This is a genomic window from Streptomyces alboflavus (assembly GCF_000716675.1).
Taxonomy (GTDB): domain Bacteria; phylum Actinomycetota; class Actinomycetes; order Streptomycetales; family Streptomycetaceae; genus Streptomyces; species Streptomyces alboflavus.
In genome coordinates this window covers 22,852-48,850 of record NZ_JNXT01000057.1, presented here as the reverse complement: position 1 = coordinate 48,850, position 25,999 = coordinate 22,852, and the positions used below count along the sequence as shown (strand labels likewise).

The following is a 25,999-nucleotide window of genomic DNA, read 5'->3' as shown; positions in this document are numbered from 1 at the left end:
CTGGTCAAGCACGTGCCTGCGTGAGCGATGCGTGAGCGGACGACGGCCCACTCTTCACGTGCTGGTGGATCACTTAGCTGCATTGACCACGTCTGACCAGGCATCCCCGGACAGACCCGCACAGAACGAGGGCCCCGGCCGGGACGGTCGGGGCCCTCGTGGCTGGTCGCCGACGGGGGTCAGGCGGCCACCGCGCTGCGCGGCCCCAACTCCTTGGCCAGACGCTCCTTCAGGACGTCCAGGTCCTCGCAGTCGCCGCCGGTCCGCTCGGCGATGTGGACGCGGTACAGCTCGGCCAGCTCCTCCTGGGTGACATCGAGGCCGAGCTGGTCGAGGAGGTGGCGCAGGACGGCGCGGCCGGAGTGGCGCCCGATGAGCAGGGAGCGCTCACGGCCGAAGCGCGCGGGCTCGGCGTACTCGTAGGTGGCGGGGTTGCGCAGGATGCCCTGCTGGTGGATGCCGGCCGCGGTGGCGAAGGCGTACGTGCCGAAGATGGCCTTGTTGCGGGGCTCCTCCATGCCGATGACCTTGCGCAGCGCGGTGTACGCCGCGTACATCGAGGCCAGGTCGATGTCGGTGCGCAGGCCCAGGTCGTCGCCGCGGTAGGCGAGGAGGGCGGCCACTTCCTCCAGGGGCGTGTTGCCCGCGCGCTCGCCGATGCCGCCGAGGGTCGCCTGGACCTCGTCGGCACCGGCCTGAAGGCCGGCCACGGCGTTGGCCAGGGAGAGACCGAAGTCCTGGTGGCAGTGGGTCGCGATGCGCACGGGCGCGGGCGCCCAGGTGCGGAACGCGGAGATCAGCGCGGCGTACTGGGCCGGGGTGTGGCAGCCGGAGGTGTCCGCGACGACGAAGCACGTGGCTCCGGCGGCGATGGCCTCCTCCGTGATGGCCCGGAGCAGGTCGTGCTCGCCGCGGCTGGCGTCCTCGATGCCGATGGACACGGACTCCACGCCGAGGGAGCGGGCGAAGGTGACGGTGTCCGCGACCTCGGCGACGGCCTCGGCGCGCGAGATGCCGCGCTTGTGGCGCAGATGCATGTCACTGCCCGTGGCCATGATCTGCACTTGGTGGTTGGCCGTGCCGCCCGCCTCCACCGCGGTCGCCACGTCCTCGCGCACCGCCCGGCAGAACGTGGTGAAGCGGGCCTTCGTCAGGTTTCTGGAGATGAGTCGGGTGGCTCTGTACTCACTGCGGGAGGAGGCGGGGAAGCCCGCCTCGATGTAGTCGACACCGAGCGCCTCGATGCGCAGGGCCATGTCGAGCTTCTGCTGCGGGGTCATGGCGTTGCCAGGGGCCTGTTCACCATCGCGGAGCGTGGTGTCGAAGACCGAGATCCGGCGAGCTTCAGCGGACTGCTGCATGTGTTCCGTACTCCTCAGACCGTGTCCGGCACGGTCTCCTCAGACCGTGTCGAGCACGGTGCGTGTCAGGGATTCCAACGGGGAGAGGGCGTGTGCGGCGATGGCGTCGGCGTCCCGGACGAAGTCCGTCCAGAACCCCGGCCGGCTGCTGCCCGCCTGCATGAACCAGCGGGTGTGCTCGGTGGGGATGCCCAGGACGTAAAGCCCCTCGTCCGGGGCGCCGGAGCTGTCCATCGGATGGAAGGGCGACCCGGTGACGGCCACGCCGCCCGTGTCGAAGGCGTCCGCCCCGGTGCCGTTGCGAAAGCTGGTCCAGAGGCCTCGCTCGACGAGGCGGCGGGTCAGCGGCGACGGGTCCCGGTGCAGGTCGGGGGAGGGCACACGGGCGTCGATCACGGTGTCCACGCGCACGTGCGAGTCGGTCACGTACGGGGACGAGCAGAGGAAGCGGCCGGTCGCGGCGTCCCCCGTGAAGCGGGTGTCCGGGCCGACGACGCGCAGCGTCCCGGCCGAGACCAGGGCCGCGACCTGCCGCAGCCGGACACGCGGCGGACCGGCTGCGAGGAACGAACTCCTCGGGTTGTACCAGCCGATGAAGTCGTCGCGGTGCGACGCCGGGAGCAGCCCGCCGAAGTCGACGAACTCGCGGATGAGCGCGCGGGTGTCCCGCAGGACGTCGAGGGCGGCCTTCAACGGCGAGTCCACATTGCCGAGTTCGGCGTGCGCGAGGTCGTCCTCGACAGCGCTCAGGAGGGCCTTGGAGAACTCCTCGGGACCGGCGAACGTGCGCCCCGCGAAGGGCCGGGCGAGCCGGTCGAGGTCGAGCGGCGGCAGGTCGCCCACGCCGTACCGGTCGGCCGCCGCGGCCGGCTTCGGCGGTCCTGACTCGGCGGCTCTCGCGACTTCGGCGGTGAACTCCCGGGCGGCCCGCTCGCCCGCGCGATGGCGCAGTTCCGTGGCGTAGTAGACGAGTTCCACCTCGGCGAGGAGCCAGGGAACGATGTCCGCGCGGAAGTCGTACGGCCCGTGGGGGCGCGCCCGGCGTACCTGGTCGGCGGTGAAGAGCACCGGTGTGTAGCGGTGGTTGGCGTCCTTCTGGTTGCGTCCGCGCGCGGGCAGAGGCATGGCGCTTCGGGAACCGGCCACCAAGAGCGGCTCGTCGCCGCTGGGTTCGTAGACGAGCCCGCCGATGCCGTCGTCCCGGAAGGCGCCGCCGCGCCCCAGGGTCAGCGCCGCCATGACGTCGTAGAAGGAAAGGCCGAGGCCGAGAATTCCGACCGCCGAACCCGCCGGAATTCGGTCCAGCGGCATATCGGCCGTGGAATCGCCGCGGATGTACGAGAGGCGCGGCCGCGCGGCCGCGAATTCGGCGAGTTCCCGCTGTGCCCCGGTCAGTCGGGGCCGGGTGTGTCCCGTGGTCAGGACCACCCGGTCGGCGTCGAGGCGGGTGCCGTCCGAGAACGTCAGCCGGTAGCCGTCGGCGGCGCGCTCCAGGTCGGCCACCGCCGCCGTGGTCCGGTGCAGCCGCACGCCCGCGGGCAGCGTCGCCTCGATGGTGCTCAGCACGTACAGCATGTAGCGGCCGTGGACGGCGCGGGGAGCGTAGCCGTGCGGGCCCGGACAGTTCGCGTCGGCGGAGCTCCACCACTCGGCCAGCGAGGGCCCGGCGCCGGGGCGGTGCGGCCCGCCGTCCTGGGGGCCCGAGTACGCGGAGACCTCGCCCGCCACGGTGTTCATCAGGAACCACTCGGGCTGGTCCGTCCGCCAGACCCGGCCGCAGCCCACCTGCACGGAGTCGATCAGGTGGATGTCCACGGGGTGGGCGGGCGGCGCCGCGAGCAACCGGGCGGCGAGGCGCTCGACCACCGAAAGGCCCCGCGGCCCGCTGCCGACCACCGCGACGCGATACGGAGCCGACTCGGACAGTGAGTTGTCATCGGCAACACGGAGTGTCAAGGCAGGCCATTCCCTTTCGAGTTCCCACGATTGCGTTCGCACGCAGGCGATACCGCGCCGGAGTTACGGCGCAGGCGATACCGAACTGGCGTTACGGCGCCGGCGTTCCCGCGTTGGCGTGACGCCCTGGCGCGCAGAATTCGATTGCGCCGCCAACCACCGTAGAGGCGCCTGCATTCAACCTTCAACGACCCATTGCTCATGCTTCACATGAATTTCCCTCATGCACTGCCGAGTTGGCGATCGGCCGATTTTCCGGTGGTACTGTGGCGGCGCCTCGATATGAGCCAACTCGGCCTGTGCCAACGGAAGGAATGCGTGATGCGGCGACCTGCACTTCTAGTGATGGACCTCATCAATGAGATCGTCCACCCGGAAGGAAAGTACGCGGGCGACGGATATCTGGAACAGGTACGTCGGCGCGGTGTGCTCGATCACGCTGCCGAAGCAATTTCCCTGGCCCGCGCCCAGGGAATTCCCGTGCTGTACGTCGTGGTGGGATTCTCGTCCGACTACGCCGAGTGGCCCGAGACGTCCCCGGTCTTCCGTGAGGCACGGGACGACCGGCGGATCGTGCTCGGCACCTGGGCCACCCAGGTGCACGACCAGCTGAAGCCCGCCGAGGACGAGCCCGTCGTCGCCAAGCACCGGCTGAGCCCCTTCCACGGCACCGACCTCGACGGGCTGCTGCGGGCGCGGAACGTCAACACCCTGCTGCTGACCGGGGTCACCACGGATCTGGTCGTGCTGTCCGCCGCACGTGAGGCACACGACCGCGACTTCGCCGTCGAGGTCCTCGAGGACGCCACCGCGACGTCGGACGACGCTCTGCACCAGGCCGCCCTGACGGTGCTCGCCCGCACCGCGACGATCAGCTCAGTCCGGCAGGCGCTGGCCGGCTGACCGGCCTCGGCACGCCCGCACCGAGAAGAGGAGAACCGTGCAGCACCGCCTGTCGAACCGGATATCCGGCATCGAGAAGTCGGCCACCTACGACATATTCGACATGGTGCGGAACCTACGCACCCAAGGGGCTTCTATCCTCGATCTCGGCGGCGGTGAACCCGATTTTTCCACGCCTCCGCACATCACCGAAGCGGCCGTCGCCGCGCTGTCCGAAGGATTCACCCACTACACACCGAGCCGAGGCATCCCGGAACTCCTGGAAGCCCTCTCGGAGAAGCTTGCCAAGGACAATGGCATCCACGCCGAGGCCGTCAGCGACATCATTGTCACGCCCTCGGCCAAACACGCCCTCTACATTTGCTTCCTCAGCGTCCTCGACCCCGGCGACGAGATCCTCGTGCCGACCCCGAGCTGGGTCAGCTACGGCGCCATGGCGCAGCTCGCCGGCGCCCGGCCGGTGCCGGTGCCGCTCGCGGCCGACCAGGGGTTCCGGCTGAGCCGGGACCGCCTGGAGCGGCAGGTGTCCGGCGCGACCAAGGCGATCGTCGTCAACACGCCGAACAACCCGACGGGGCACGTCCTCGACGAGGACGAGGCCCGCGACATCGCGGAGTTCGCCGCCGCGCACGACCTCTTCGTCATCTCCGACGAGATCTACGAGAAGATCCGCTACGGCGGCGCCCGGCACCTCAGCCCCGCCAGCCTGCCGTCCTGCGCCGACCGCACCCTCACCGTCAACGGCTTCTCCAAGGGCTACGCCATGACCGGATGGCGGCTCGGCTATGTGGCGGGCCCCGCCGGTGTCATCGGGGACGTCCTCAAGGCGCAGCAGCACACCGTCGGCTGCGCGGGCTCGTTCGTGCAGCGCGGCGCGCTCGCCGCGCTCACCGGTCCGCAGGAGCCCGTACAGGACATGGCGGACGAGTACGCGGCCCGCAGGAAGCTCGTCGTCGACGGCCTCAACGCGCTTCCCGGGGTCTCCTGCTCCGCGCCGGGTGGTGCCTTCTACGCCTTCGCCGACATCCGCGGCACCGGCTTCGACGACTCCGCCGAGTTCGCCACCTGGCTGCTGACCACCGCCGGCGTGGCGGTGACGCCGGGCACCGCGTTCGGGCCGGGCGGCGAGGGGCACGTACGGCTGTCGTTCGCGACGTCGCGCGACGTCATCGAGCAGGCGCTGGACCGCGTCGGCGCCGCGCTGGCCGCGCGCTCCTGACCACCGAGAACTTCAGCCGCCATCGAGAACTTAGCCGCCACCGAGAACCGTGAGCCGAGGGACGGAGACTGACATGGGATCGACACTGGCCCAGAAGGCGTGGGACGCGCACGTCGTACGGGACGGCGGTGCCGGGGACGACCTGATCTACGTCGACCTTCAACTGCTGCACGAGGTCAACACCCCGCAGGCGTTCGACGCCCTGCGCGCCGCCGGTCGCACCGTGCGGCGGCCCGACCTCACCATCGGGACCGAGGACCACAACACGCCGACCCTCGCCCTCGACCGGCTCATCCAGGATCCGGAGGGGCGCCGCCAGGCGGAGCTGATGCGGGAGAACTGCGCACAGTTCGGCATCCCGCTGCACCGCCTCGGCGACCCGGACCAGGGCATCGTGCACGTCATCGGCCCGGAACTCGGACTGATCCGGCCGGGCATGACGATCGTCTGCTGCGATTCGCACACCACGACGCTCGGAGCCTTCGGCGCCCTCGCCTTCGGCATCGGCGCCAGCCAGGTCGAGCACGTCCTCGCCACCCAGACCCTGCCCATGCGCCGCATGAAGGACATGGCGGTCGAGGTCACCGGCCGGCTGGCGCCGGGCGTCACCGCCAAGGACCTGATCCTCGCCCTGATCGCCGAGATCGGCACCGCAGGCGGCCAGGGGCACGTCATCGAGTACCGGGGAGAGGCGATCTCGGCCCTGTCGATGGAAGCCCGGATGACGCTGTGCAACATGTCCGTCGAGGCGGGCTCCCGCGCCGGGATGGTCGCCCCGGACGAGACGACCTTCGCGTACCTGGAGCAGCGCCCCGGCATGCCCAAGGGTGCGGCCTGGGACGATGAGGTCGCGTACTGGAGGTCGTTGCGCACCGACGAGGACGCCGTGTTCGACCGGCGGGTGAGCCTGGACGCGAGCGCGGTGAGCCCGTACGTGTCCTGGGGAACGAACCCGGCCCAGAGCGTCCCGCTGCACGACCGGGTCCCCGCCGCCGACGAGTTCGCCGACGCGGACGAGCGGGCGGCGGCCGCACGGGCCCTGGAGTACATGGGTCTCGTGCCCGGCACCCCGATGCGGGGCATCCTCATCGACACGGTCTTCCTCGGCTCGTGCACCAACGGCCGGATCGAGGACCTGCGCGCGGCCGCGGCGGTGCTGCGCGGGCGCAAGGTCGCCGACGGGCTGCACATGATGATCGTCCCCGGCTCGGCGCGCGTGCGTGCGCAGGCCGTCGAGGAGGGCCTCGACCGGGTCTTCGCCGAGGCGGGCGCCGACTTCCGGGCCGGGGCCGGCTGTTCGATGTGCGCCGCGCTCAACGAGGACCGGCTGCTCCCGGGCCGGCGCGCCGCCTCCACCAACAACCGCAACTTCGAGGGCCGGCAGGGCAAGGGGTCACGCACCCACATCGTCTCGCCGCCGGTCGCCGCCGCCACCGCCGTGGCCGGCCGGCTCGTCGCGCCCGCCGATCTGTGAGGACACCGCCCATGGAACAGTTCACCGTCCACACCGGAACGGCGCTTCCGCTGCGCCACAGCGACGTCGACACCGACCAGATCATCCCGGCGCGGTTCTGTGTGCGCTCCACCCGCACCGGGCACGCCGACGCGCTGTTCGCCGACTGGCGCGACGACCCGGACTTCGTGCTCAACCAGGCCGCGCACCAGGGCGCGACCGTACTGGTCGCGGGCCCCGACTTCGGTACCGGCTCGTCGCGCGAGTACGCGGTCTGGGCGCTGCAGGACTACGGCTTCCGGGCCGTGATCGCGCCCCGGTACGGCGACATCTTCCGCGCCAACTCCCTGCTGAACGGGCTGCTCACCGTGGTGGTCCCCACCGACGTGGTCGAGCGCCTGTGGGAGGCGGTGGCGGCGGACCCCACCGTCGAGGTCGTGGTGGACCTCATGGCCCTCGAGGTCCGCTGCGGGGATCTGACGCAGCCGTTCTCACTCGACGAGGAGGTCCGGGCCCGGCTGTTGTCGGGCGAGGACCTGATCTCCGCCACGCTGCGGCACGAGGACGCGATCGCCGCCTATGAACGTGGCCGCCGCGCGGCCCTGCCCACCACCCGATAACCACCCTGCAAGGAATCCGCCAAGGAATCCGTCAAGGAACAAGGAAGGCGAACCATGGAACCCCTTTACGTCCTGACCGACGCCGAGCGTGACGAGTTGACCGCGGTCCTGGAAGGCGTCGCCAAGCACCCGTACGAGGACTACGCGGCCTTCTCCCGCGCCGTGGCCGACGTGGTGGACCGCGGGGAGGTTCCCGCGTTCTTCCGGGAGGTCTGCGAGCGCGTCCGGCACGACCGGGAGACCGGGGCCGGCGAGGCCCACGTGCTGCGCAACTGCCCGCTGGACCACGAGATCCCCGTCCTGGACCTGGACGACCCGGTCGCGGACAAGCACGCGAAGAAGAACACCTTCGTCGCCGAGACGTTCCTTGAGCTGTTCGGGCAGCTGGTGGGCACTCCGCTGCTGTCCTACGCGACGCGGTTCAACGGCGACTTCTTCACCGACGTCATCGCCATCAACCGCTACAGCGGCATGCAGACCGGCTTCAGCGACAGCGAACTCGTCTACCACAACGACCGTACCGCGCACCCGGTCCGCGCGGACTTCATCTCCCTGCTCGGCATGCGCTGCCCGGAGGGTGACTACATCTACACGGGCTTCGTCAGCGGCCGTGGCCTGCTCGCCCACCTCAGCGCCGAGGAGCAGGAGACACTGCGGCAGCCGTACTTCTTCACGCCGTACGACGTCCTCTCCCGGGACAACAACGGCGACCTCACGGACTCCGGCGCGCACCCGATCCTGGAGAACGAGCACAGCTTCCGCTACCTGGACACCAGCACCACCGTGGTGCCGGGCGCCCCGGAGAAGGCCAAGGACGCGCTGCTCTCGCTGAAGAACGCCCTGGTGAAGGCGGACAAGCAGCGGCACCGGCTGCTGAAGGGCGACCTGTTCACCTTCGCCAACCAGGACGGTCTGCACAGCCGCGACAAAATGGAGATCAACGACCCGGAGCGGGCCCGCCAGCGCTGGCTGCTCAAGACCTACGCGTTCCGCGACCAGGCCGCCGCCGACCGGCACCGCGACCGCTGGATCGACGGCGTCCAGGGCCGCGTCGGGGACTGACGCGGCGCGCTGGTCCCGTCGGTCCGGGCCCCGGCCCCGGTGTGGGTGCCGGGGCCGGGGCGTTCCCGGTCAGGACAGCGAGGGAAGCCGGTGGCGGACCGGGCAGGTGCGTGCAAGCGCCTGTGCCGACCGGATGAACTCCATGGTCAGGGAGCGCTCGTCGGGCTCGGCGCTCACCCCGATGGCGATGTGTCTGCGCACCGCGGGTTCGAAGGGAACGGCGACGAGGTCCTGGCGCGACGAGGGGATGGCCAGGGAGGGCAGGACGGTGACCCCGAGCCCCTCGGCGACCATCGAGAGCACCACGTGCAGATCCTGGATCCGATGGGCGACGCGCAGCCGCGCGCCCGCCGCCTGGAACAGCAGCCGCAGTGTGGGCTCCACCCCGTCGGCAGGAATGATCAGGTCCTCTTCCGCCAGGCGCCACACCGGAAGCCGGGCCACCGAGGCCAGGTGATGATGGCCCGGCACGACGACGCACATCTCGTCCCGCAGCAGCGGATACGTCGTGAGGTTGTACTTCGGCAGGGTCACGATGCCGACGTCGATCGTGTGCTCGTACAGCATCTCGGCGATCCTGCGGTCGTTGCCCTCGCGCAGGCCGATCTCCAGACTCGGGTGCCGGGCACGGAAATCGGCGATCAGGCGGGGCAGCAGTTCCAGCGAGAAGCTCTGGCTGATGCCGATGAGGAGGCGGCCCTCGGCGGTGGTGTGGGCGGCGCTGGCCTCCAGCTTGATGCGCTCGGTGCTCGCGAGGACGGAGCGGGCGTGCTCCAGGATGCGGCTGCCGGCCTCGGTGAGGTCGACGCCGGAGCGGTCCCGCCTCATGACGCCGACCCGCAGCTCCGCCTCCAGGCCCGCGATCGCGTGGCTGACGGCCGACTGGGTCACGCCCAGGGAATCCGCGGCCTTGGTGAAACTCCCATGGTCGGCAATCGCTACGAACGCGGCCAGCTGTGAAAACTTCATGTCAGTCATCCGTTCACCGCCCGGGGCGGGGCCTGGGCCCCGCCCCGGGCGCGTGTCATGGAGCGGCTACGACGTCGGGAGCTGGACGGACTGCGCGTGCCGGAAGACGTTCTTGGGGTCGTACTTCGCCTTCACCCGGGTCAGGCGCGGATAGTGGTCCTTGTAGTAGAGGGTGTGCCAGGGAACACCGGAAGTGTTCAGCTTCGGGTCGGTGATATCGCTGTCCTGGTAGTTCACATAGCAGCCGTCGGTGCTGGCGTTGGGAGCCGGATAGCCGCCGGTGGACGAATAGACATCGGTGAAGATTTCCCGGAGCCAGGTCACATTGTCCGTGTCTCCCGATTTCCCGGTCCACTGGGTGGAGAAGAGCGCCTTGAAAACCGAGTCGCGCTGCGCGGTCGCCGTTTCGGAGGGCTTGACCTCGCTCACCTTCCCGCCGTACGGGAAGAGAATGAGATTGGACATCGGGTTCTTGTGGTCGGATCGGGTCAAGTGCTGGTACAGGGACGCGATCTGTGCGCCCGTGAAACCCTTCCGCTGGTAGGCGGACTTATAGGCGCCGCGCAGGGTGGGATTCGTGAGTGAGGGGTAGTGCGTGCCGATGAGTCGCACCGACGTCAGCCACGGAATCCGCTGGGGCGTGAACAGGTCGGGCAGCGGCGGCTGTTCGCCGACCGGTTCGGTCATGGGCTGTGTGTCGATGCCCACCGTCGAGGTGATCGTGGACAGGTACTTCTTGAGCTTCCCCTCGGCGTCCGGCACCGAGGCGTCGATCTGGGTCACCAGGCCGACGTTCCCGTTCGCCTTGTGGTTGAGCATCAGCAGGCCGCACAGCGGTGCGTACGGAGAGTCCGGGGCGCTGTTGCGCTCGTGCCAGGTGCCGTAGTTGCGCAGCAGCGTGGTGAACCGCTGCTTGTCCAGCTCGGCCCAGGGCAGCGTGACGGCGCTGAGCAGGACGTCCTTCGGCGGCCGCATCAGCTGCCCGGAGGGCTCCGCCCCGCTCGCCCCCGGCGTGCGGAACCAGAACCGGGTGACGATGCCGAAGTTGCCGCCACCGCCGCCGGTGTGCGCCCACCACAGATCGTGGTGGGGGTCCTGCTCGTCGCGCGTCGCCACCACGCTGCGCACCGTTCCGTCGTCGTCCACGACCACCACCTCGACCGCGTCGAGATGGTCGACGGTCAGACCGTACTGGCGGGAGAGCAGGCCGAAACCGCCGCCGGTGACATGGCCGCCCGCACCCACGGAGTAGCACATGCCGGCCGGGAGGCCGACGCCCCAGCCCTTGTAGAGCCGCTGGTAGACGTCCATCAGCGTGGCCCCCGCCTCCACGGCGAACGCCTTGCGCTCCTCGTCGTAGGAGACCGCGGACATCATCGTCATGTCGATGACGACCTTGACGTCGGGGTTGAAGACGTGGTCGGCGTAGCAGTGGCCGCCGCTGCGCACGGAGACGCGCTTGTCGGCGCGCACCGCGTCGCGCACGGCCTGCACCACTTCGTCGGTGGAGCGGACCAGGCGGACGTAGTCAGGTGTGCCGACCCAGCGGGTGTTGTGTCCGACGGTCAGTTCCGGGTAGCGGGGATCGTCCGGAAGAACGGTGATCGGCGTGGCCTTGCCGCCGGCGTTGGCGCTGCCAGTGGCAGCGATGGCCTGGGACCGCGGGAGCCCCCACTCCACGGCCGTCGCGCCGGCCAGCGCTCCGGTGATGGTGAGAACGGAGCGTCTACGCACGTTTCCCATTTTCGGGCCCTCCTCATGAGCAGCGGAGGGAATATTGGAAAATGGCAGGGCTAAATAAGCGTCGACACTCCCCCCGGGTGCAGACGCAGCATTTTGAAATAACTCGGCATAAGTCGACGGGTAGGCCGGAAAATTCTCAAGAAGTTAGTGATGGCCCGCCCTGACCTGCATGGATCCCCTTGCCCCACCTAAACTGTACAACGCTCAATATACATTCGTGGCGGTCCGTCAGCAAATAGGGCAGAGAGGTCGGAGCGGATATTCCTTGGCATTGGGCCGGGAAATCGATTACGGCCAGGCGCGCATCGCGGTCGCCGCGACCTCCTCCAGTTGTGTGCGGCTCGCGCCGTCGCGTGCCTGCTGGGACATGCCCTGGAAGACCGCGGCGAAATACCGGGCGAGCGGTGCCGGGTTGACCTGGGCGGAGAGTTCCCCGGCGGCGATCCCGGCCCGGATGCGGTCCTCGAAGGCCGCCGTGAACGCGGCGCGGTGGGTGCGCAGGATCCGCTCCGCCCCGGCGGACGCGGTCGCGTTGTCGTTGGCGGCGAAGACGACGAGGCAGCCGCGCGGGCGGTCGTCGGCGGTGAGCTGCCCCGCGGCCTCGCGCAGCATCCGGGCGATGCCCCCGTGGGCCGTCGGCTCCTCGCCGAGCGCGCGGCCCATGTAGGCGCCGTACGTCGTGACGTAGAAGTCCACGACCTCCTTGAACAGCGCTTCCTTGCTGCCGAAGGCGCCGTACAGGCTGCGGGCCCCGATGCCCATGGCCTCGGTGAGCAGGGTGATCGAGGTCGCCTCGTAGCCGTGCTCCCAGAACGTGCGCATCGCCCGGGCGATCGCCTCGTCCCGGTCGAACAAGCGGGGTCGCCCGCGCTGCTTCGTCGTCATGACGCGATTTTACAGCGCTCGCTGAAAAATCTGTTAGCCTCCCTTTTGCAACGAGCACTGCAAAAAAAGAGGAGGGGCCTGACATGGGCGCGCTCACTGGTAAGACGGCGCTGGTCACGGGGGGTAGCCGAGGGATCGGCCGGAGCATCTCGGAGCGCCTGGGGCGCGACGGGGCGCTGGTGGCGGTGGCTTACGGCCACAACGAGGCCGCCGCCAAGGAGACCGTCGCGGCGATCGAGGCAGCGGGCGGGAGGGCGTTCGCCGTCCACGCCGAGCTGGGTGTCCCCGGGGACGCCGAGGCCCTGTGGGCCGCCTTCGACGCGAAGATCGCCGAGTTCGACTCGGACGGCGGCCTCGACATCCTCGTGAACAACGCGGGCACCGCGCTCGCGGCCGGCATCAAGGAGACGGACGAGGCCGGTTTCGACAAGGTCTTCGCCGTCAACGCGAAGGCGCCGTTCTTCATCATCAAGCACGGCCTCGACCGGCTGCGCGACGGCGGCCGCATCATCAACACCACGTCCGGCATGACCCGGATCGCCTTCCCCGGCATCGCCGCGACCGCCTCGTCCAAGGGCGCGCTGACCACCCTGACGCGCACCCTGGCCCTGGAACTCGCGCCGCGCGGCATCACGGTGAACTCGGTCGCCCCGGGCGTCACCGAGACCGAGGTCAACGCCTGGCTCGCGGACCCGCAGGCCCGCGCCTACGGCGAGTCCTTCTCGGCGTTCAAGCGCGTCGGCCAGCCCGAGGACGTCGCCGACGTCGTCGCCTTCCTCGCCTCCAACGACTCCCGCTGGGTCACGGGGCAGGACCTCGACGCTACGGGTGGGTCGCTGCTCGGGCAGTGAGTCGAGCCTGGGCGCCCTCACTCTGCTGCACCGAGTGGGGGCGCTTCGGCGTTCTCAAGGGGGCTTGCGTGCCCTGTGCGTGCCCCTTGGTGAGCGTCCTGAGGAGGGCGTGGTCCGGCCCGGAGCGGGGTCGTGCGCCCGTGGCAGACTCGGCTGGTGCAGATCCGGATGCTGGGGCCCCTCGAAGTGCGTACCGACGACGGTGGGTTGGTCGACGTGTCGGGGGCGCGGCTGCGGGGGCTGTTGGTCGCGCTCGCGCTGCGGGCGGGGCAGGGTGTTCCGAAGGGCGTGCTCGTCGACTGGATCTGGGGGGACGCTCCGCCCGCCGACGCCACGAACGCCTTGCAGCGGCTCGTGTCGCGGTTGCGGAAGGTGCTGCCGGACTGCGCTGTCGAGGGGCAGGCCGGCGGGTACCGGCTGGTGGTCGCGGCCGACGCTGTCGATGCCCTGCGGTTCGAGCGCCTCGTCGCCGCGGGGTGCGTGCGTACGGGGGACCTTTCCGGGCGGGTGCGGGTGCTTCGTGAAGGGCTTGAGTTGTGGCGCGGTGCGGTCATGGAGGACGTGGGCGTGCGTGGCAGCGCGCCCTTCGACGCCGCCGTCGCCCGGCTCGACGCGCTGTGGCTGACCGCCACGGAGGAGCGGGTCGAGGGGGAGGTCGCCCTCGGGCGCGGGTCGGAAGTCGTCACGGAGCTGGCCGGGCTCGTGGCCGCGCATCCGGTACGGGAGCGGCTCGTCGCCTCGCTGATGCGGGCCCTCGTCGCCGCCGGGCGCACCGGTGAGGCGGTGGCCGCGTACGAGCACGTGCGGGACGCCCTCGCCGACGCGCTGGGCGCCGATCCCTCGCCCGAGCTCGCCGCCTTGCATGGCGCCCTTGTACGGGGGGAGTTGGGGGAAGCCGCCCCGACGGGAGGCTCGGGCGGTGCCGGGCCGACCAACCTGCGCGCCGAGTTGACCAGCTTCGTCGGGAAGAGCGCCGACATCGCCGCCGTACGCGAGCGCCTCCGCGCACACCGCCTCACCACCCTCATCGGGCCCGGCGGCTCCGGCAAGACCAGGCTGGCCTCCGAGACCGCGCGCACGCTCCTCGGTGAACTGCCCGACGGGGCCTGGCTGGTGGAGCTCGCCGCCATCGGCCCCGACGGTGACGTGGCGCGGGCGGCTCTCGCCGGGCTCGACCTGCGGGACGCCCTGTTCGGCGGGGCCCCGAACGCCGATCTGACGGACCGGCTCGTCGCCGCCTGCCGGGACCGGGACGCGCTGCTGGTCCTGGACAACTGCGAGCACGTGATCGAGTCCGCGGCCGTGTTCGCCCACCGGCTGCTCGGCGAGTGCGGGCGGCTGCGGATCCTCGCGACCAGCCGGGAGCCGCTCGGCATCACCGGCGAGGCGCTGTGGCAGGTCGAGCCGCTGGCCCTGCCGGACGGCGGCGCGGGACCGGACGCCATCGCGTCCTCGCCCGCCGTCCAGCTCCTGCGCGACCGGGCAGGGGCCGTGCGCCGGGGCCTCGCCGCCGACCCGCGCACTCTGGCGACGATGGCGCGGGTGTGCCGCGCCCTCGACGGGATGCCGCTGGCGATCGAACTGGCTGCGGCCCGCCTGCGCACGATGTCCGTCGACCAGCTCGCCCACCGGCTCGACGACCGGTTCCGCCTGCTGACCAGCGGCAGCCGGACCGCCCTGCCGCGCCACAGGACGCTGCGCGCGGTGGTCGACTGGAGCTGGGAGCTGCTCACCGACGCCGAGCGTGCGGTGTTGCGCAGGCTCTCGGTGTTCTCCGGCGGGGCGAGTCTGGAGGGGGCGGAGCGGGTCTGCGCGGGGTACGCCGACGACGTGGCCCCCGGGGGCGACGGCGGCCACGCGAACGCCGCCGACGCCGTCCTCGCCCCTGAGCACGTGCTCGAACTCCTCACCGCCCTCACCGAGAAGTCCCTGCTCCGCGCCGAGGGCGGCACCGCGCCCCGCTACCGGATGCTCGGCACCATCAAGGAGTACGCCGGGCAGCGCCTCGCGGAGGCGGGCGAGGCGGACCTGGCGCGGCGCGAGCACCTCGCGTACGTCTCCGGGCTCGCCGAGACCGCCGAGCCGCACCTGCGCCGGGCCGAGCAACTGGAGTGGCTCGCCGTGCTCGACGCCGAGCACGACAACATCGGCGCGGCCATGCGCGGCGCGCTCGCCGCGGGCGAGGCGCAGGCGGCGATGCGGCTCGCGGCGGGCGCGGGCTGGTACTGGTGGCTCAGCGGCCACAGGACCGAGGGCTTCGAGCTGATCACCGCGGCCACCAGGACGCCCGGTGCGGTGACGGACGACGTACGGGCCACGGTGTACGGCCTTGTCGTGCTGTTCGTGACGTCCGGGCCCGGCGACGAGCACCAGGCCGCGGAGTGGATCCACAAGGCGTACGAGTTCGGCAGGCGAGGGCGGGGAGGGCGGCGCAACCACCCGCTGATCGGCCTGGTCGCCCCGCTGGAACGCATGCTGCGGGAGCCGGGTGCGGGGGTGTCGGCGTTCGAGGAGCTGCTCGACCACGAGGACCCGTGGGCGCGGGCGCTGGCGCGGCTGCTCATGGGCAAGATGCGGATCATGTTGGGGCCGGACGGCCAAGGCGGCGGGCCGGACGGCCAGGACGGACAGGACGTGGACGCGCACCTCGCCCAGGCCATCGCCGAGTTCCAGTCCCTCGGCGAGCGCTTCGGCATCTCCTTCGCGCAGACCGAGTTCGCCGCCCGCATCGCCGTGCGCGGCGAGTTCGCCGCCGCGTGCGAGCACTACGAGCAGGCGATCGCGGCCATCGCCGAGGTCGGCGCCACCGAGGACGTCATCCCGATCCGGTCGGCGCAGGCGCAGTCGTACCGGCTCCTCGGCGACAAGGCCGCGAGCGCGGCCGCGCTGGCCGATGCCGAGCGGTGCGCGGAGCGGGTCACCTGGCCGGGCTCCCTGGCCGTCCTGGCCTTCGCGAAGGCCGAACTCGCCCGGTGGGACGGCGACGTCGCTCAGGCGCGGGCGCAACTCGACGTGGCGAGGGACCTGTTGGGCGAGGAGGCGGAGCGGGCCAACATCCGCTCCATGACGTACGACCTGCTCGGATATCTCACCGACGACCTCGACGAGGCCCGCGCGCACCGGGCGGCGGCCTGCGCGGCGGCGGCCGAGGCGGGGCACGCGCCGGTGATCGCGCGAGCTCTTGTCGGGGTCGCGGACCTGGCGCAGCGCCGGGGCGATCACGAGCAGGCCGTACGGCTGCTCGCGGCGGGCGAGGCCGTGCTCGGGCTCACGGACCGCTCGCACCCGGACGCGGCCCGGATCGAGCGGACGGCGCGGAGCCGCCTCGGCGACACGCGGTTCGCCGAGGCGGCTCTGGAGGGGAGGCGGACCGGCTGGTCCGAGCTGGCCGGGGTCACGCTCGCTTCTTGAACGAGGAGACCGCCCACAGGTACCCGATGACGGCGAAGCCGACGCTCCAGGCGACCGCCGCGATCGTGTCGCCGCTCGACGGGTTGCCCGCGAGGAGGCCGCGCAGCGCCTCGATGATCGGCGTGAAGGGCTGGTACTCCACGAACTGCCGTACGCCCGTGCCCATCGTCTCCGAGGGGACGAACGCACTGCTCAGGAACGGCAGCATGATCAGCGGGACGGTGGCCATGCCCGCCGACTCGGGCGACTTGGCGGCGAGGCCGAGGCCGACGGTGAGCCAGGCGGCGGCGAAGCTGACCAGGACGATCAGGCCGAGCACGCCGAGCCATTCGGCGGCGCTCGCGCCCGGGTCGAACCCCATCAGGAAGGCCATCCCGATGATCGCGGAGCAGGCCACCAGGCAGCGGACCGTCGTGACGACGACGTGGCCCGTGAGCATGGCGCCGCGGGAGACGTCCATGGTCTTGAACCGGTTGATGATGCCCTTGGTCATGTCGTCGTTCACGGCCGTGGAGGTCGCTCCGAGGCCGTAGCTGATGGTCATCACGAGCAGGCCGGGGGTCGCGTAGTCGATGTAGTCGACGCCGGCGCCGACGTCGAAGCCGCCGCCGAGGACCTTCACGAACAGCAGCATCATGACGATGGGGAACAGGATCGCGTTGAACACCGTGACGGGGTTCCGCAGGGTGTGCTTCAGGTTGCGGCGCAGCATGATCGCCGAGTCGGCCATGGCCGTGGAGACAGTGCTCACTGGGAGATCGCCGCCTTGTTCAGGTAGTTGGTGCCGGTGGTGAGGCCCGTGTCGGTGCGCTCGGTCAGGGCGAGGAAGACGTCGTCGAGGTCGGGGGTGTGCACGGTCAGCTCGTCCGCCTCGATGTCGACCGAGTCCAGCCAGTCGAGGATGGAGCGGAGCTCGCGCTGGGTGCCGTCGCTGGGGATCTGCAGGGACTGCGCCTCGTCGTCCTTGGTGGCCTCCTCGCGCAGGGCGGAGGCGGCGTGCCGGTACGCGGCCGGGTCGGTGAAGCGGAGGAGGACGTGACCGCCGGGGATGAGGCGCTTCAGCTCGTCGGCGGTGCCCTCGGCGGCGATCTTCCCGTTGCTCAGGACCGCGATGCGGTCGGCGAGCTCGTCGGCCTCTTCCAGGTACTGGGTGGTGAGGAAAATGGTGGTGCCGTCGGCGACCAGCTCGCGGACGATCTGCCACATCGTGCGCCTGCTGCGCGGGTCGAGGCCGGTCGTCGGCTCGTCCAGGAAGATGATCTCCGGGCGGCCGACCAGCGTCATCGCCAGGTCCAGCTTCCTGCGCATGCCGCCGGAGTACGTCGACACGAGCTTCTGCGCCGACTCCACGAGGTCGAACCGCTCGAGAAGCCCCGAGATGAGCTTCTCCTTGTTGCGCACCCGCTTCAGCTCGGCCATCAGGAGCAGGTTCTCCCGCCCCGACAGCAAGTCGTCCACGGCCGCGAACTGCCCCGTCACACCGATGGCCGCCCGCACCCCCTTGGTCCCGCTCGCCACGTCGTGCCCGGCCACCTGCACGACCCCGGCGTCCGCCGTCATCAACGTGGTCAGGATGTTCACCGTCGTCGTCTTGCCCGCCCCGTTCGGCCCGAGCAGCGAGTAGACCGACCCCGCGGGCACCTCGAAGCCGATGCCGTCGAGCACGACCTTGTCCCCGAATGTCTTGCGCAGTCCCGAAACCGCGATCGCTGAAGTCCTCATGTCCTCAAGGTCGCGGCGGCACCTTTCACGGGGCTGTCACGGGCCTGACACGGGTCCTGACAGCGGAGACGCCGACCGTGACAGGGGCCGGCCCCCGCCCGGGGCGAGCCCTGAACGGCCGATCGGGTGACCCGTCCCCCACATGGCCCACCACCCCCTGCACCCCCACCCGCCCCACGGCACGCTGCCAGGGGCGCGACCCGACTACGGAGGTGCGGGATGGCGGCAGCGGAGCGCAAGGGCCGTGGCGGGCGGGTGGGGCTCGTGGTGGCGGTGGTCCTGGCCCTGGGAATCGGCGCCGCGGGGTGTGGTGGGGACGACGGCAAGGACGAAGGCGTACGCCGGGCCCGCGCCGCCGATCTGCCGTTCGCCCACCCCGGGGTCCTCGTCAGCAAGAAGCAGTTGGACCGGGTGCGCGCGCATGTCGCCGCGCGGCAGGAGCCCTGGTTCAAGGCGTACGAGCAGATGCGGGCCAGCAAGTACGCCGCGGACGACTACACGGCCAAGCCGTACGCGGTCGTGGCCTGTCCGCCTGATCTGCGGCCGGGGCAGGGGTGCGTCGAGGAGCGGGAGGACGCGCTCGCCGCGTACACGCACGCGCTGCTCTACAACATCACCGGTGACCGCGCGCACGCCGCGAAGGCCGTGCAGATCATGGACGCCTGGTCCCGTGTCCTCACCCGGCACACGGAGGCGAACGCCGGGCTCCAGACCGCCTGGGCCGCCACCTCCTGGGCCCGCGCCGCCGAGGCCGTGCGCTACACCTACGACGGCTGGACCGACGGCGAACTGCTGCGCTTCGAGCGGATGCTCCGCAACGCCTACCTGCCCCAGGTCCGCGACGGCTCCGCCGAGTCCAACGGCAACTGGGACCTCGTCATGGCCGACGCCACCATCGGCTTGGCCGTCTTCCTCGACGACCACGAGTCGTTCGAGCGGGCCGTCCACCACTTCCGCACCCGCGTCCCCGCCTACTTCTACCTGAAGTCCGACGGGCCCCTGCCCGTCCCGCCGGAGGGCAGCGGCATCACCACGAAGGCCCAGCTCCAGAAGTACTGGTTCGGGCAGAAGACCTTCGCCGACGGGCTCTCCCAGGAGACCTGCCGCAACTTCAAGCACGCCAGCTACTCGCTCGCCGCCACCGCCCACATCGCCGAGACCGCCTGGCATCAAGGTGTCGACCTGTACGACGAGACCAAGGACCGGCTCAAGGCCGCCCTGGAGTTCCACTCCCGCTACCAGCGCGGCGCCGCTGTCCCCGGCTGGCTGTGCGGCGGGAGGGTCCAGCGCGACATGGGGCCCGACACCGAGGTCGCCCTCAACCACCTGCACGGACGCCTCGACCTCGACCTGCCGCAGACCCAGCGGCTCACCGCCGAGCTGCGGCCCGAGGGGACCGACGACCTGTTCGTGGCCTGGGAGACGCTGACGCACGCCGGGAACACGTGAGGCCCGGGCACGGACGGCCCTCGGCCCGGGCACGGACGCGGGGTGGAGCAGCTCGGTAGCTCGCTGGGCTCATAACCCAGAGGTCGCAGGTTCAAATCCTGTCCCCGCTACTGAAACCGAAGGCCCGGAATCGTTCATCGATTCCGGGCCTTCGGCATGTGCGGCCACTCCCGCCTCGGGCGGATGCGTTTCGGCTGTACGTGGCGTTGTTTCACGCCGTTGTCGGCGCTGGGCTTTGCGTTGACTCGTGTGCCGTGCGTAGCTTTGTGGTCACTATGAGTCGGGTGCGATACGTGCTCTCGGTGGTGCTGCTCACCGCCTGCGCGCTGTTCGCCGGTGTGTGCCACGGGCCGCACGGGCTCACCGCCGCGACCGCGGTCACCGCCGTCCCGCCCGTCCACCACGCCTGCCCGGGCCCCGGCCACGGCGAGCACGCGGGCTCGGCGCACCCCGCCGCGCTCGCCGCACAGCCCGCCGACCGGGAGCGGCAGGACGGGGCGGGCGGCAAGACCGGCAAGACCGGCAAGGACGCCCTCGGCGGCGTACCCGCGACGGACACGGCGGCCCGGCTCGCCCGGTGCGCGCCGCCCCGCGCCGGACCCTGTTGTCCCAAGGCGGGCCAGCAGATCCTTCTCGCCATCGGAGTGGACCGGAACTGAGGGTGCCCCGGAGTTCCCGCGCGGACTCCCACGCCACCCCCCCATCCACGTACCGAAGCACCGAAGGACACCCCCGCATGATCGGCAACCTTCAGCCCGCGGCGGCCGCCGTGGGCAACACGCCCGTGCTCTGGATCGACGAGCCCACGCCCGACGGCGGCCGCGGCTACTGGGCCAAGCTCGAAGGCTTCAACTTCGGCGGCATCAAGGACCGGGCCGCCCTCCACATGGTCGAACGGGCCCGCGCCCGCGGCGAGTTGCGGCCCGGCGCGCCCATCGTCGAGTCCACGTCCGGCACCCTCGGCCTCGGCCTCGCCCTGGCGGGCGTCCACTACGGCCACCCCGTGCACATCGTCACCGACCCCGGCCTCGAACCCATCGTCGAGCGGATGCTGACCGCGCACGGCGCCCGCGTCCACCTCGTCCGCGAACCCGGGCCCGTGGGCGGCTGGCAGCAGGCCCGGGTCGAGCGGGTCGCCGCGCTGATGGAGCGGCCCGAGTTCGCCGGGGCCTGGTGCCCGAACCAGTACCACAACCCCGAGAACCAGGCCGCGTACCGGCCCCTCGCCGACGAACTCGTCCGGCAGATCGGCCAGTTCGACGTCCTCGTGTGCGCCGTCGGCACCGGCGGGCACTCCGCGGGGATCGCCAGGACCCTGCGCGCGCACGCCCTGCCCGGCCTCGAACTCGTCGGCGTGGACAGCGTCGCCTCGACCATCTTCGGGCTCGCCGCCGGGCCCCGCCTGATGCGCGGGCTCGGCTCGTCGATCCACCCGCGGAACGTCGACCACGCCGCCTTCGACGAGGTCCACTGGGTGGGCCCCGCCGAGGCCGTGCGCAGCGCGCGGCGGCTCGCCGGGCGGCAGTTCGCCTCCGGCGGCTGGAGCGTGGGCGCGGTCGCGCTCGTCTCCGCGTGGCTCGCCCGCACCCGGCCGCGCGGCACCCGGATCGCGGCGGTCTTCCCGGACGGGCCGCAGCGGTACTTCGACACGGTGTTCAACGACGAGTACTGCGACGCCCACGGGCTGCTCGGCCGCCCCGGCACGATCCCGGACGAGCCCCGGGAGGTGCCGGGTCCCGGCGACGGGGTGGTGGCGTGGAGCAGGTGGCGGGCCGGACGGTGCGCGACGGCTCCGCGGTGGGAGGTGCGGGGCGAGGCGCGAGAAGGGGTGCGGGGAGACGTGCGAGGTGAGGCACGGGGAGACGCGCTAGGTGAGGCGCGGGGTGCGGTGAGCCTGTCCGGCGGCGGCCCCGGCCGTCCCGGTGAACCCGTCGGCGCCCACGGCCACCCCGTCGCCGTACCGGGCGAAGGCGTCGTCCAGTGACCCAGGTCTGGGCCCGCGCGCGCACCTTCGAGCCCGCCGTGCAGCTCCTCTTCGTCAACCAGTTCAGCATCAACCTCGGCTTCTACATGCTGATGCCGTACCTGGCGGCCCACCTCTCCGGCCAACTCGGGCTCGCCGCCTGGGCGGTGGGCCTGGTGCTCGGCGTGCGGAACCTCTCCCAGCAGGGGATGTTCCTGGTCGGCGGCGCGCTCGCCGACCGGCTCGGGTACAAGCCGATGATCGTCGCCGGGTGCGCCCTGCGCACCGGCGGCTTCGCGGCGCTCGCGTTCGCGCAGACCCTGCCGGTGCTCATCGCCGCGTCGGCGGCGACCGGACTCGCGGGCGCGCTGTTCAACCCGGCGGTACGCGCGTACGTCGCCGCCGAGGCGGGCACGCCGGAGCGCCGCGTGGAGGCGTTCGCGCTGTTCAACGTCTTCTACCAGACCGGCATCCTGCTCGGCCCGCTCGTCGGACTCGCCCTGACCGGCGTGGACTTCAAGCTCACGTGCGCGGTGGCGGCGGTCCTCTTCGCCCTGCTCTCGGTGGTGCAGGTGCTGCGCCTTCCGGTACGCAAGGGGGATGCGGCCGGGGACGGCTCCGCCGGTCCGGCGCGGGGACAGTGGCGGGCGGTGTTCGGCAACCGGCCGTTCTGGCTGTTCTCGCTCGCCATGACCGGCTCGTACGTCCTGTCGTTCCAGGTGTACCTCGCGCTGCCCCTCGAAGTGGAGCGGCTGCTCGGCGGGGGCACGGCCACGACGGTCGCGACCAGTGCGCTGTTCGTGGTGTCGGGGCTCGTCGCGCTCGTCGGGCAGCTGCGGATCACCGACTGGTGCCGGCGGACGTGGACACGGGAGCGGTGTCTGGCCGCCGGGCTCGCGCTGATGGGCGCCGCGTTCCTGCCGCCCGCCCTGGGCGGACCCGGGTACGCGGGCGTCACGGCGCTGCTGCTGTGCGCGGCGGCCCTGGCGGCCGCGAACGCCGTGCTCTACCCCTTCGAGATGGACACCGTCGTCTCGCTCGCGGGGGAGCGGTGGGTGGCCACGCACTACGGCCTCTACAACACGGTCTGCGGCGTCGGCATCACCGCGGGGAACCTCGCGATGGGCGCGCTGCTCGACGTGGCGGACGACCGGGGGCTGCCCGCGGTGCCGTGGCTGGCGCTCGCCGCGCTCGGCGGCGGCTGCGCGCTGGCGCTGCGCTCGCTGGGCAGGTCCGGTCGGCTCGCGGCGCCGGTGCCGGTGCTCGGGGGTGACGCCGCCTGACCCTCGCGCGCCCGGGGCGTGCGGTGCCGGTTCCGCTCGGCCGCACGCCTCCGGGCGCGTCCCCGCCCCACCACACGGCTCACCCACTCGGCCCACATCAGGTCGCCCCTGGCTCCCGCTGCGGGAAGCCTGGATGGGCCGACGCGGCGCTGATGCGGTGGAGTGGAGTGGTGGTGGTTGCTGTGCGTGGTGGGGGGCCGGACGGTGCGCAGGGCGACCCGGGGGCCGGGGGTGGGGGGTCTGGTGACCGTCGGTCTGGTGACTGTCGGTCTGGTGACTGTCGGTCCGGTGACCGTCGGTCCGGCGGTCGGGAGCTCGGCGGTCGGGAGTCCGGTGGTCGGGAGCTCGGCGATCGGGAGCCCGACGGTCGGGAGTCCGGCGGTCGGGAGTCCGGTGGTCGGGAGCTCGGCGATCGGGTGCCCGGCGGTCAGGAGTCCGGCGGTCGGAAGCCCGGCAGCCCGGCCCGCACCCGCGCCCGCCCCCGTAAGACAGCCCGCCTCTCCCAGCCGACCATCGCCCCCGGCGGCACCACCCGCACCCTCCCCCGTGAGCGTGCCCTCGTCCGCGCCCTGCCCCCGCTCCTCCTCGTCGCCGGGATCTGCTTCGACCTGCTCACGCCGCCCGAGTTCACCGCGTCCCCGCTGTTCGCCGCGGCGCCCCTGATCACCGCCCCGTTCTTCCGGCTGCGGACCACCGTCGCGACCGCCGCCGTGTCCTGTCTCGCCGTGCTCGTGCTGCGCATGAGCCACCCCTTCGGCGGCCCCGACGTCCAGGTCATCACCGAGTTCGTGACGATGCTGACCGTCGGCGCGCTGGCCGTGGTCATCAACCGGGTCGTCCGCCGCGGCGACGCCCGCCTCGCCTCCGCCCGCTCCATCGCCGAGGCCACCCAGCGCGCGGTCCTGCCCCAGCCCGACCCGCGGATCGGCGGCCTGGACATCGCCGCGCGGTACGAGGCGGCGGAGGCCGACGCGTTCATCGGCGGGGACCTCTACGCCGTGCAGGACACCCCGCACGGGGTGCGGCTCGTCGTTGGTGACGTACGGGGCAAGGGGATGGGGGCGGTCGCCGCCGTCGCCGTCGTCATCGGGGCCTTCCGGGAGGCCGCCGAGCAGGAGGCCACGCTGGAGGCGGTGGCGCAGCGCCTGGAGCGGGCCCTAGCGCGGGAGGGGACGCGGCGCGACGGGCTCGACGCCTTCGAGGGGTTCACCACGGCGGTCCTCGTGGAGATCCCGCGCGGCGACGAGGGCACCGTACGCATCATCAACCGCGGCCACCCCGAACCGCTGATGCTGCGCGCCGACGGACGGCTGTGCGTGCTCTCGCCGTCCGAGCCCGCGCTGCCGCTCGGCATGGGCGACCTCGGCACCTGGCCGGACCGCGCCGACCAGACCCCGTTCCCGCCGGGGGCCACGCTGCTGCTCTACACCGACGGGCTCTCCGAGGCCCGCGACGAGAAGGGCGAGTTCTACGTCCCCGCCACCCGGCTCGGCGGCCGCATCTTCCCCGGGCCCGCCGGACCCGACTCGCTGCTCGCGACCCTCGTCGACGAGGTCCGCCGGCACACCGGGGGCGCCGCCACGGACGACCTGGCGATGCTCGCCGTCCGCCGCCCGATCACGGTCGGTGACTGAAGGGCACCCCTCCGCAGCCCGATTGACGTGATGTCAGCAAGCTCTGAAAGTCCAGAACGATGCGGTGCGTCATGGACCGGGCTCAACTCGCCCTACTCCAGCCGCTGATGTCCTTTGTGTTCGTGGCGTAAGCGTTAACGATCAGACGGAACAGCTTGGAATACGGCACCGCTGTCTATTAACGTTCGATAACGCAGCGCGGTTGTCCCAGCCGGCACTCAAGTCGGCTCCGTGCGCACGCGCCTAATCCCGCAAGGGAGCCGGGGAACCACCACATTGGGGTGAATCGGGCACGCATCACGCCCGTAGGAGACCTTCCTGCTCCGAACCCGTCAGCTAACCCGGTAGGCGAGAAGGAAGGAAAGGAGTGCGCCCCAGTGGCGTCCAACCGGCCTGCCCCCGAAGCGCTCTACGTACCGAACGACGAATCCGCCGAAGGACCCGAAGGTCCCACCGGATTCGGCGGGTACGCCCCCCAGGAGCCCTGGGAGGAGTGGAACCCCACCGCGGAGTCCATCCGCCCCGTGCGCGGCAGGCACCGGGTCCACAAGAAGGGCGGCGGCGGCCTCGCGCGCAGCTCCACCGTCCTCGGCGTCGGCGTCATCGCGGCCGTGGGCGCGGGCGGCATCGCCACCGCGCAGGGCGGCAAGCCCCCGGTCTCCATCGCCATGCCGGACATGTCGGCGGTCACCGACCAGCTCCCCGAGGCCAAGTCCCTGCCGGGCGTGGGCTCCCTGATATCCGATGACTCCGACGGCGGCGCCGACACCGCCACCGTCGCGGCCGCCGCGCCGCTCAGCTCCGCGGGCGTCACCACCGCCGACGCCGAGCGCGGCACCACCGGCGCGGGCGAGGCCCTGCGCGCCCGCATCATGCAGCAGGCCGAGAACCAGCAGCACCAGGCGGAGGACGCCCAGCGCATCGCCGCCGAGGACGCCGCCGTGAAGAAGGCCGCCGAGCAGGCCAAGGCCCAGCAGGACAAGGCGAAGGCCGCCGCGAAGGCCAAGGCCGCCGAGGAGAAGCGCAAGAAGGAGGAGGCCGCGCGCAAGAAGGCCGAGGCGGAGCGCCTCGCCAAGCTCGCCAAGAGCTTCTCGCTGCCCACCTCCTCGTACACCCTCACCTCGCACTTCGGCGACTCCGGTTCCATGTGGTCCTCCGGCCAGCACACCGGCCTGGACTTCGCCGCCCCCACCGGCACGCCCCTCAAGGCCGTGCACACGGGCACCATCAAGTCGGCCGGCTGGTCCGGCTCGTACGGCTACCGCACGGTCCTGGAACTGAAGGACGGCACCGAGATCTGGTACTGCCACCAGTCCTCGATGAGCGTCAGCGTCGGCCAGAAGGTCACCACGGGCGAGGTCATCGGCCGCGTCGGCGCGACCGGCAACGTCACCGGACCGCACCTCCACATGGAGGTCCACACCAGCGGCGGCGCCAACATCGACCCGCTGGCCTGGCTGCAGGGCAAGGGCCTCAACCCGTAACACCCAAGGCTCCGGCGGTCCTGGCGACGAC

Annotated in this window: 20 protein-coding genes, 1 tRNA gene and 1 riboswitch; of the genes, 14 read left to right on the top strand and 7 right to left on the bottom strand. The window is 71.6% G+C overall.

The annotated features are described in order from the left end of the window. Positions 1 to 179: 179 nt before the first annotated feature. Positions 180 to 1,361 (bottom strand): LeuA family protein, encoded by a 1,182-nt coding sequence (locus OO63_RS32485; RefSeq protein ID WP_033264675.1) that lies wholly within the window; start codon positions 1,359 to 1,361, stop codon positions 180 to 182. Positions 1,362 to 1,400: 39 nt separating this feature from the next. Beyond that, complete coding sequence (locus OO63_RS32480; RefSeq protein WP_051811392.1) at positions 1,401 to 3,317, bottom strand: FAD/NAD(P)-binding protein; 1,917 nt, start codon at positions 3,315 to 3,317, stop codon at positions 1,401 to 1,403. Positions 3,318 to 3,662: 345 nt separating this feature from the next. Here OO63_RS32480 and OO63_RS32475 point away from each other — a divergent pair, with 345 nt between their 5' ends. The 5 genes from OO63_RS32475 to OO63_RS32455 all read left to right on the top strand — a co-directional run bounded on the left by OO63_RS32475 (position 3,663) and on the right by OO63_RS32455 (position 8,574). Beyond that, a complete protein-coding gene (locus OO63_RS32475) occupies positions 3,663 to 4,220 on the top strand; it encodes a cysteine hydrolase family protein (RefSeq protein WP_051811391.1) in 558 nt (185 codons plus the stop codon). Positions 4,221 to 4,257: 37 nt separating this feature from the next. Further along, positions 4,258 to 5,439: a pyridoxal phosphate-dependent aminotransferase gene (locus OO63_RS32470; RefSeq protein WP_030362732.1), complete on the top strand. Its 1,182-nt coding sequence runs from the start codon at positions 4,258 to 4,260 to the stop codon at positions 5,437 to 5,439. Between the two features lie 73 nt (positions 5,440 to 5,512). Next, entirely contained in the window at positions 5,513 to 6,913 is a 1,401-nt protein-coding gene (leuC, locus tag OO63_RS32465; protein ID WP_030362731.1) for a 3-isopropylmalate dehydratase large subunit, read from the top strand. Positions 6,914 to 6,924: 11 nt separating this feature from the next. Beyond that, on the top strand, positions 6,925 to 7,512 hold the full coding sequence (gene leuD / locus OO63_RS32460; protein ID WP_030362730.1) for a 3-isopropylmalate dehydratase small subunit: 588 nt from the start codon (positions 6,925 to 6,927) through the stop codon (positions 7,510 to 7,512). Between the two features lie 54 nt (positions 7,513 to 7,566). After that, positions 7,567 to 8,574, top strand: coding sequence for a TauD/TfdA family dioxygenase (locus OO63_RS32455; protein ID WP_030362729.1), 1,008 nt, complete (start codon positions 7,567 to 7,569; stop codon positions 8,572 to 8,574). Between the two features lie 69 nt (positions 8,575 to 8,643). Here the strand turns inward: OO63_RS32455 and OO63_RS32450 are convergent, their stop codons facing one another. The 3 genes from OO63_RS32450 to OO63_RS32440 all read right to left on the bottom strand — a co-directional run bounded on the left by OO63_RS32450 (position 8,644) and on the right by OO63_RS32440 (position 12,171). Next, positions 8,644 to 9,543: a LysR family transcriptional regulator gene (locus OO63_RS32450; RefSeq protein ID WP_030362728.1), complete on the bottom strand. Its 900-nt coding sequence runs from the start codon at positions 9,541 to 9,543 to the stop codon at positions 8,644 to 8,646. A 66-nt stretch (positions 9,544 to 9,609) separates the two neighbouring features. Continuing rightward, positions 9,610 to 11,286 (bottom strand): FAD-binding oxidoreductase, encoded by a 1,677-nt coding sequence (locus OO63_RS32445; protein ID WP_030362727.1) that lies wholly within the window; start codon positions 11,284 to 11,286, stop codon positions 9,610 to 9,612. A 288-nt stretch (positions 11,287 to 11,574) separates the two neighbouring features. Further along, the gene (locus OO63_RS32440; RefSeq protein WP_030362726.1) at positions 11,575 to 12,171 is read right to left on the bottom strand and encodes a TetR/AcrR family transcriptional regulator; all 597 of its coding nucleotides are present in this window, start codon (positions 12,169 to 12,171) and stop codon (positions 11,575 to 11,577) included. 83 nt (positions 12,172 to 12,254) lie between these two features. On the opposite strand from OO63_RS32440, the gene OO63_RS32435 reads away from it, so the two are divergent. Together OO63_RS32435 and OO63_RS32430 are read left to right on the top strand one after the other, a co-directional pair. Further along, a complete protein-coding gene (locus tag OO63_RS32435) occupies positions 12,255 to 13,022 on the top strand; it encodes an SDR family oxidoreductase (protein WP_030362725.1) in 768 nt (255 codons plus the stop codon). 156 nt (positions 13,023 to 13,178) lie between these two features. Beyond that, complete coding sequence (locus OO63_RS32430) at positions 13,179 to 16,433, top strand: ATP-binding protein (protein WP_030362724.1); 3,255 nt, start codon at positions 13,179 to 13,181, stop codon at positions 16,431 to 16,433. Here the strand turns inward: OO63_RS32430 and OO63_RS32425 are convergent. Further along, the gene (locus tag OO63_RS32425) at positions 16,417 to 17,184 is read right to left on the bottom strand and encodes an ABC transporter permease (protein ID WP_030362723.1); all 768 of its coding nucleotides are present in this window, start codon (positions 17,182 to 17,184) and stop codon (positions 16,417 to 16,419) included. The two genes, OO63_RS32430 and OO63_RS32425, sit on opposite strands and share 17 nt — an antisense overlap. Next, a complete protein-coding gene (locus tag OO63_RS32420; protein WP_031192796.1) occupies positions 17,181 to 18,155 on the bottom strand; it encodes an ATP-binding cassette domain-containing protein in 975 nt (324 codons plus the stop codon). The genes OO63_RS32425 and OO63_RS32420 overlap by 4 nt, the downstream gene beginning before the upstream one ends. Before the next feature lie 219 nt (positions 18,156 to 18,374). On the opposite strand from OO63_RS32420, the gene OO63_RS32415 reads away from it, so the two are divergent. The 7 genes from OO63_RS32415 (at position 18,375) to OO63_RS32385 (ending at position 25,968) form a co-directional block, all read left to right on the top strand. Next, the gene (locus OO63_RS32415) at positions 18,375 to 19,604 is read left to right on the top strand and encodes an alginate lyase family protein (protein ID WP_030362721.1); all 1,230 of its coding nucleotides are present in this window, start codon (positions 18,375 to 18,377) and stop codon (positions 19,602 to 19,604) included. A gap of 36 nt (positions 19,605 to 19,640) precedes the next feature. Then, positions 19,641 to 19,714 (top strand) — tRNA-Met (locus OO63_RS32410). Positions 19,715 to 19,888: 174 nt separating this feature from the next. Next, positions 19,889 to 20,263 carry a hypothetical protein gene (locus tag OO63_RS32405; RefSeq protein ID WP_157854097.1) on the top strand — a complete coding sequence of 125 codons (375 nt, stop codon included), beginning with the start codon at positions 19,889 to 19,891 and terminating at the stop codon, positions 20,261 to 20,263. A 77-nt stretch (positions 20,264 to 20,340) separates the two neighbouring features. Beyond that, the gene (locus OO63_RS32400) at positions 20,341 to 21,588 is read left to right on the top strand and encodes a PLP-dependent cysteine synthase family protein (RefSeq protein WP_234311411.1); all 1,248 of its coding nucleotides are present in this window, start codon (positions 20,341 to 20,343) and stop codon (positions 21,586 to 21,588) included. Then, positions 21,585 to 22,850: an MFS transporter gene (locus tag OO63_RS32395; protein WP_030362718.1), complete on the top strand. Its 1,266-nt coding sequence runs from the start codon at positions 21,585 to 21,587 to the stop codon at positions 22,848 to 22,850. Before OO63_RS32400 ends, OO63_RS32395 begins: the two co-directional genes overlap by 4 nt. A gap of 416 nt (positions 22,851 to 23,266) precedes the next feature. Beyond that, positions 23,267 to 24,484 carry a PP2C family protein-serine/threonine phosphatase gene (locus OO63_RS32390; protein ID WP_397622272.1) on the top strand — a complete coding sequence of 406 codons (1,218 nt, stop codon included), beginning with the start codon at positions 23,267 to 23,269 and terminating at the stop codon, positions 24,482 to 24,484. A gap of 230 nt (positions 24,485 to 24,714) precedes the next feature. Further along, positions 24,715 to 24,850, top strand: a riboswitch (cyclic di-AMP (ydaO/yuaA leader). Positions 24,851 to 24,861: 11 nt separating this feature from the next. Beyond that, positions 24,862 to 25,968, top strand: a complete 1,107-nt coding sequence (locus OO63_RS32385) for a M23 family metallopeptidase (protein ID WP_030362716.1) — start codon at positions 24,862 to 24,864, stop codon at positions 25,966 to 25,968. Positions 25,969 to 25,999: the final 31 nt, after the last annotated feature.

Excerpts from the sequence above, each read along its gene's own strand:
- leuC (WP_030362731.1), top strand. The coding sequence starts at position 5,513 with ATGGGATCGACACTGGCCCAGAAGGCGTGGGACGCGCACGTCGTACGG.
- OO63_RS32440 (WP_030362726.1), bottom strand. The coding sequence starts at position 12,171 with ATGACGACGAAGCAGCGCGGGCGACCCCGCTTGTTCGACCGGGACGAG.
- OO63_RS32435 (WP_030362725.1), top strand. The coding sequence starts at position 12,255 with ATGGGCGCGCTCACTGGTAAGACGGCGCTGGTCACGGGGGGTAGCCGA.
- OO63_RS32415 (WP_030362721.1), top strand. The coding sequence starts at position 18,375 with ATGGCGGCAGCGGAGCGCAAGGGCCGTGGCGGGCGGGTGGGGCTCGTG.
- OO63_RS32450 (WP_030362728.1), bottom strand. The coding sequence starts at position 9,543 with ATGAAGTTTTCACAGCTGGCCGCGTTCGTAGCGATTGCCGACCATGGG.
- OO63_RS32475 (WP_051811391.1), top strand. The coding sequence starts at position 3,663 with ATGGACCTCATCAATGAGATCGTCCACCCGGAAGGAAAGTACGCGGGC.
- OO63_RS32420 (WP_031192796.1), bottom strand. The coding sequence starts at position 18,155 with ATGAGGACTTCAGCGATCGCGGTTTCGGGACTGCGCAAGACATTCGGG.
- OO63_RS32445 (WP_030362727.1), bottom strand. The coding sequence starts at position 11,286 with ATGGGAAACGTGCGTAGACGCTCCGTTCTCACCATCACCGGAGCGCTG.
- leuD (WP_030362730.1), top strand. The coding sequence starts at position 6,925 with ATGGAACAGTTCACCGTCCACACCGGAACGGCGCTTCCGCTGCGCCAC.
- OO63_RS32455 (WP_030362729.1), top strand. The coding sequence starts at position 7,567 with ATGGAACCCCTTTACGTCCTGACCGACGCCGAGCGTGACGAGTTGACC.
- OO63_RS32400 (WP_234311411.1), top strand. The coding sequence starts at position 20,341 with ATGATCGGCAACCTTCAGCCCGCGGCGGCCGCCGTGGGCAACACGCCC.
- OO63_RS32485 (WP_033264675.1), bottom strand. The coding sequence starts at position 1,361 with ATGCAGCAGTCCGCTGAAGCTCGCCGGATCTCGGTCTTCGACACCACG.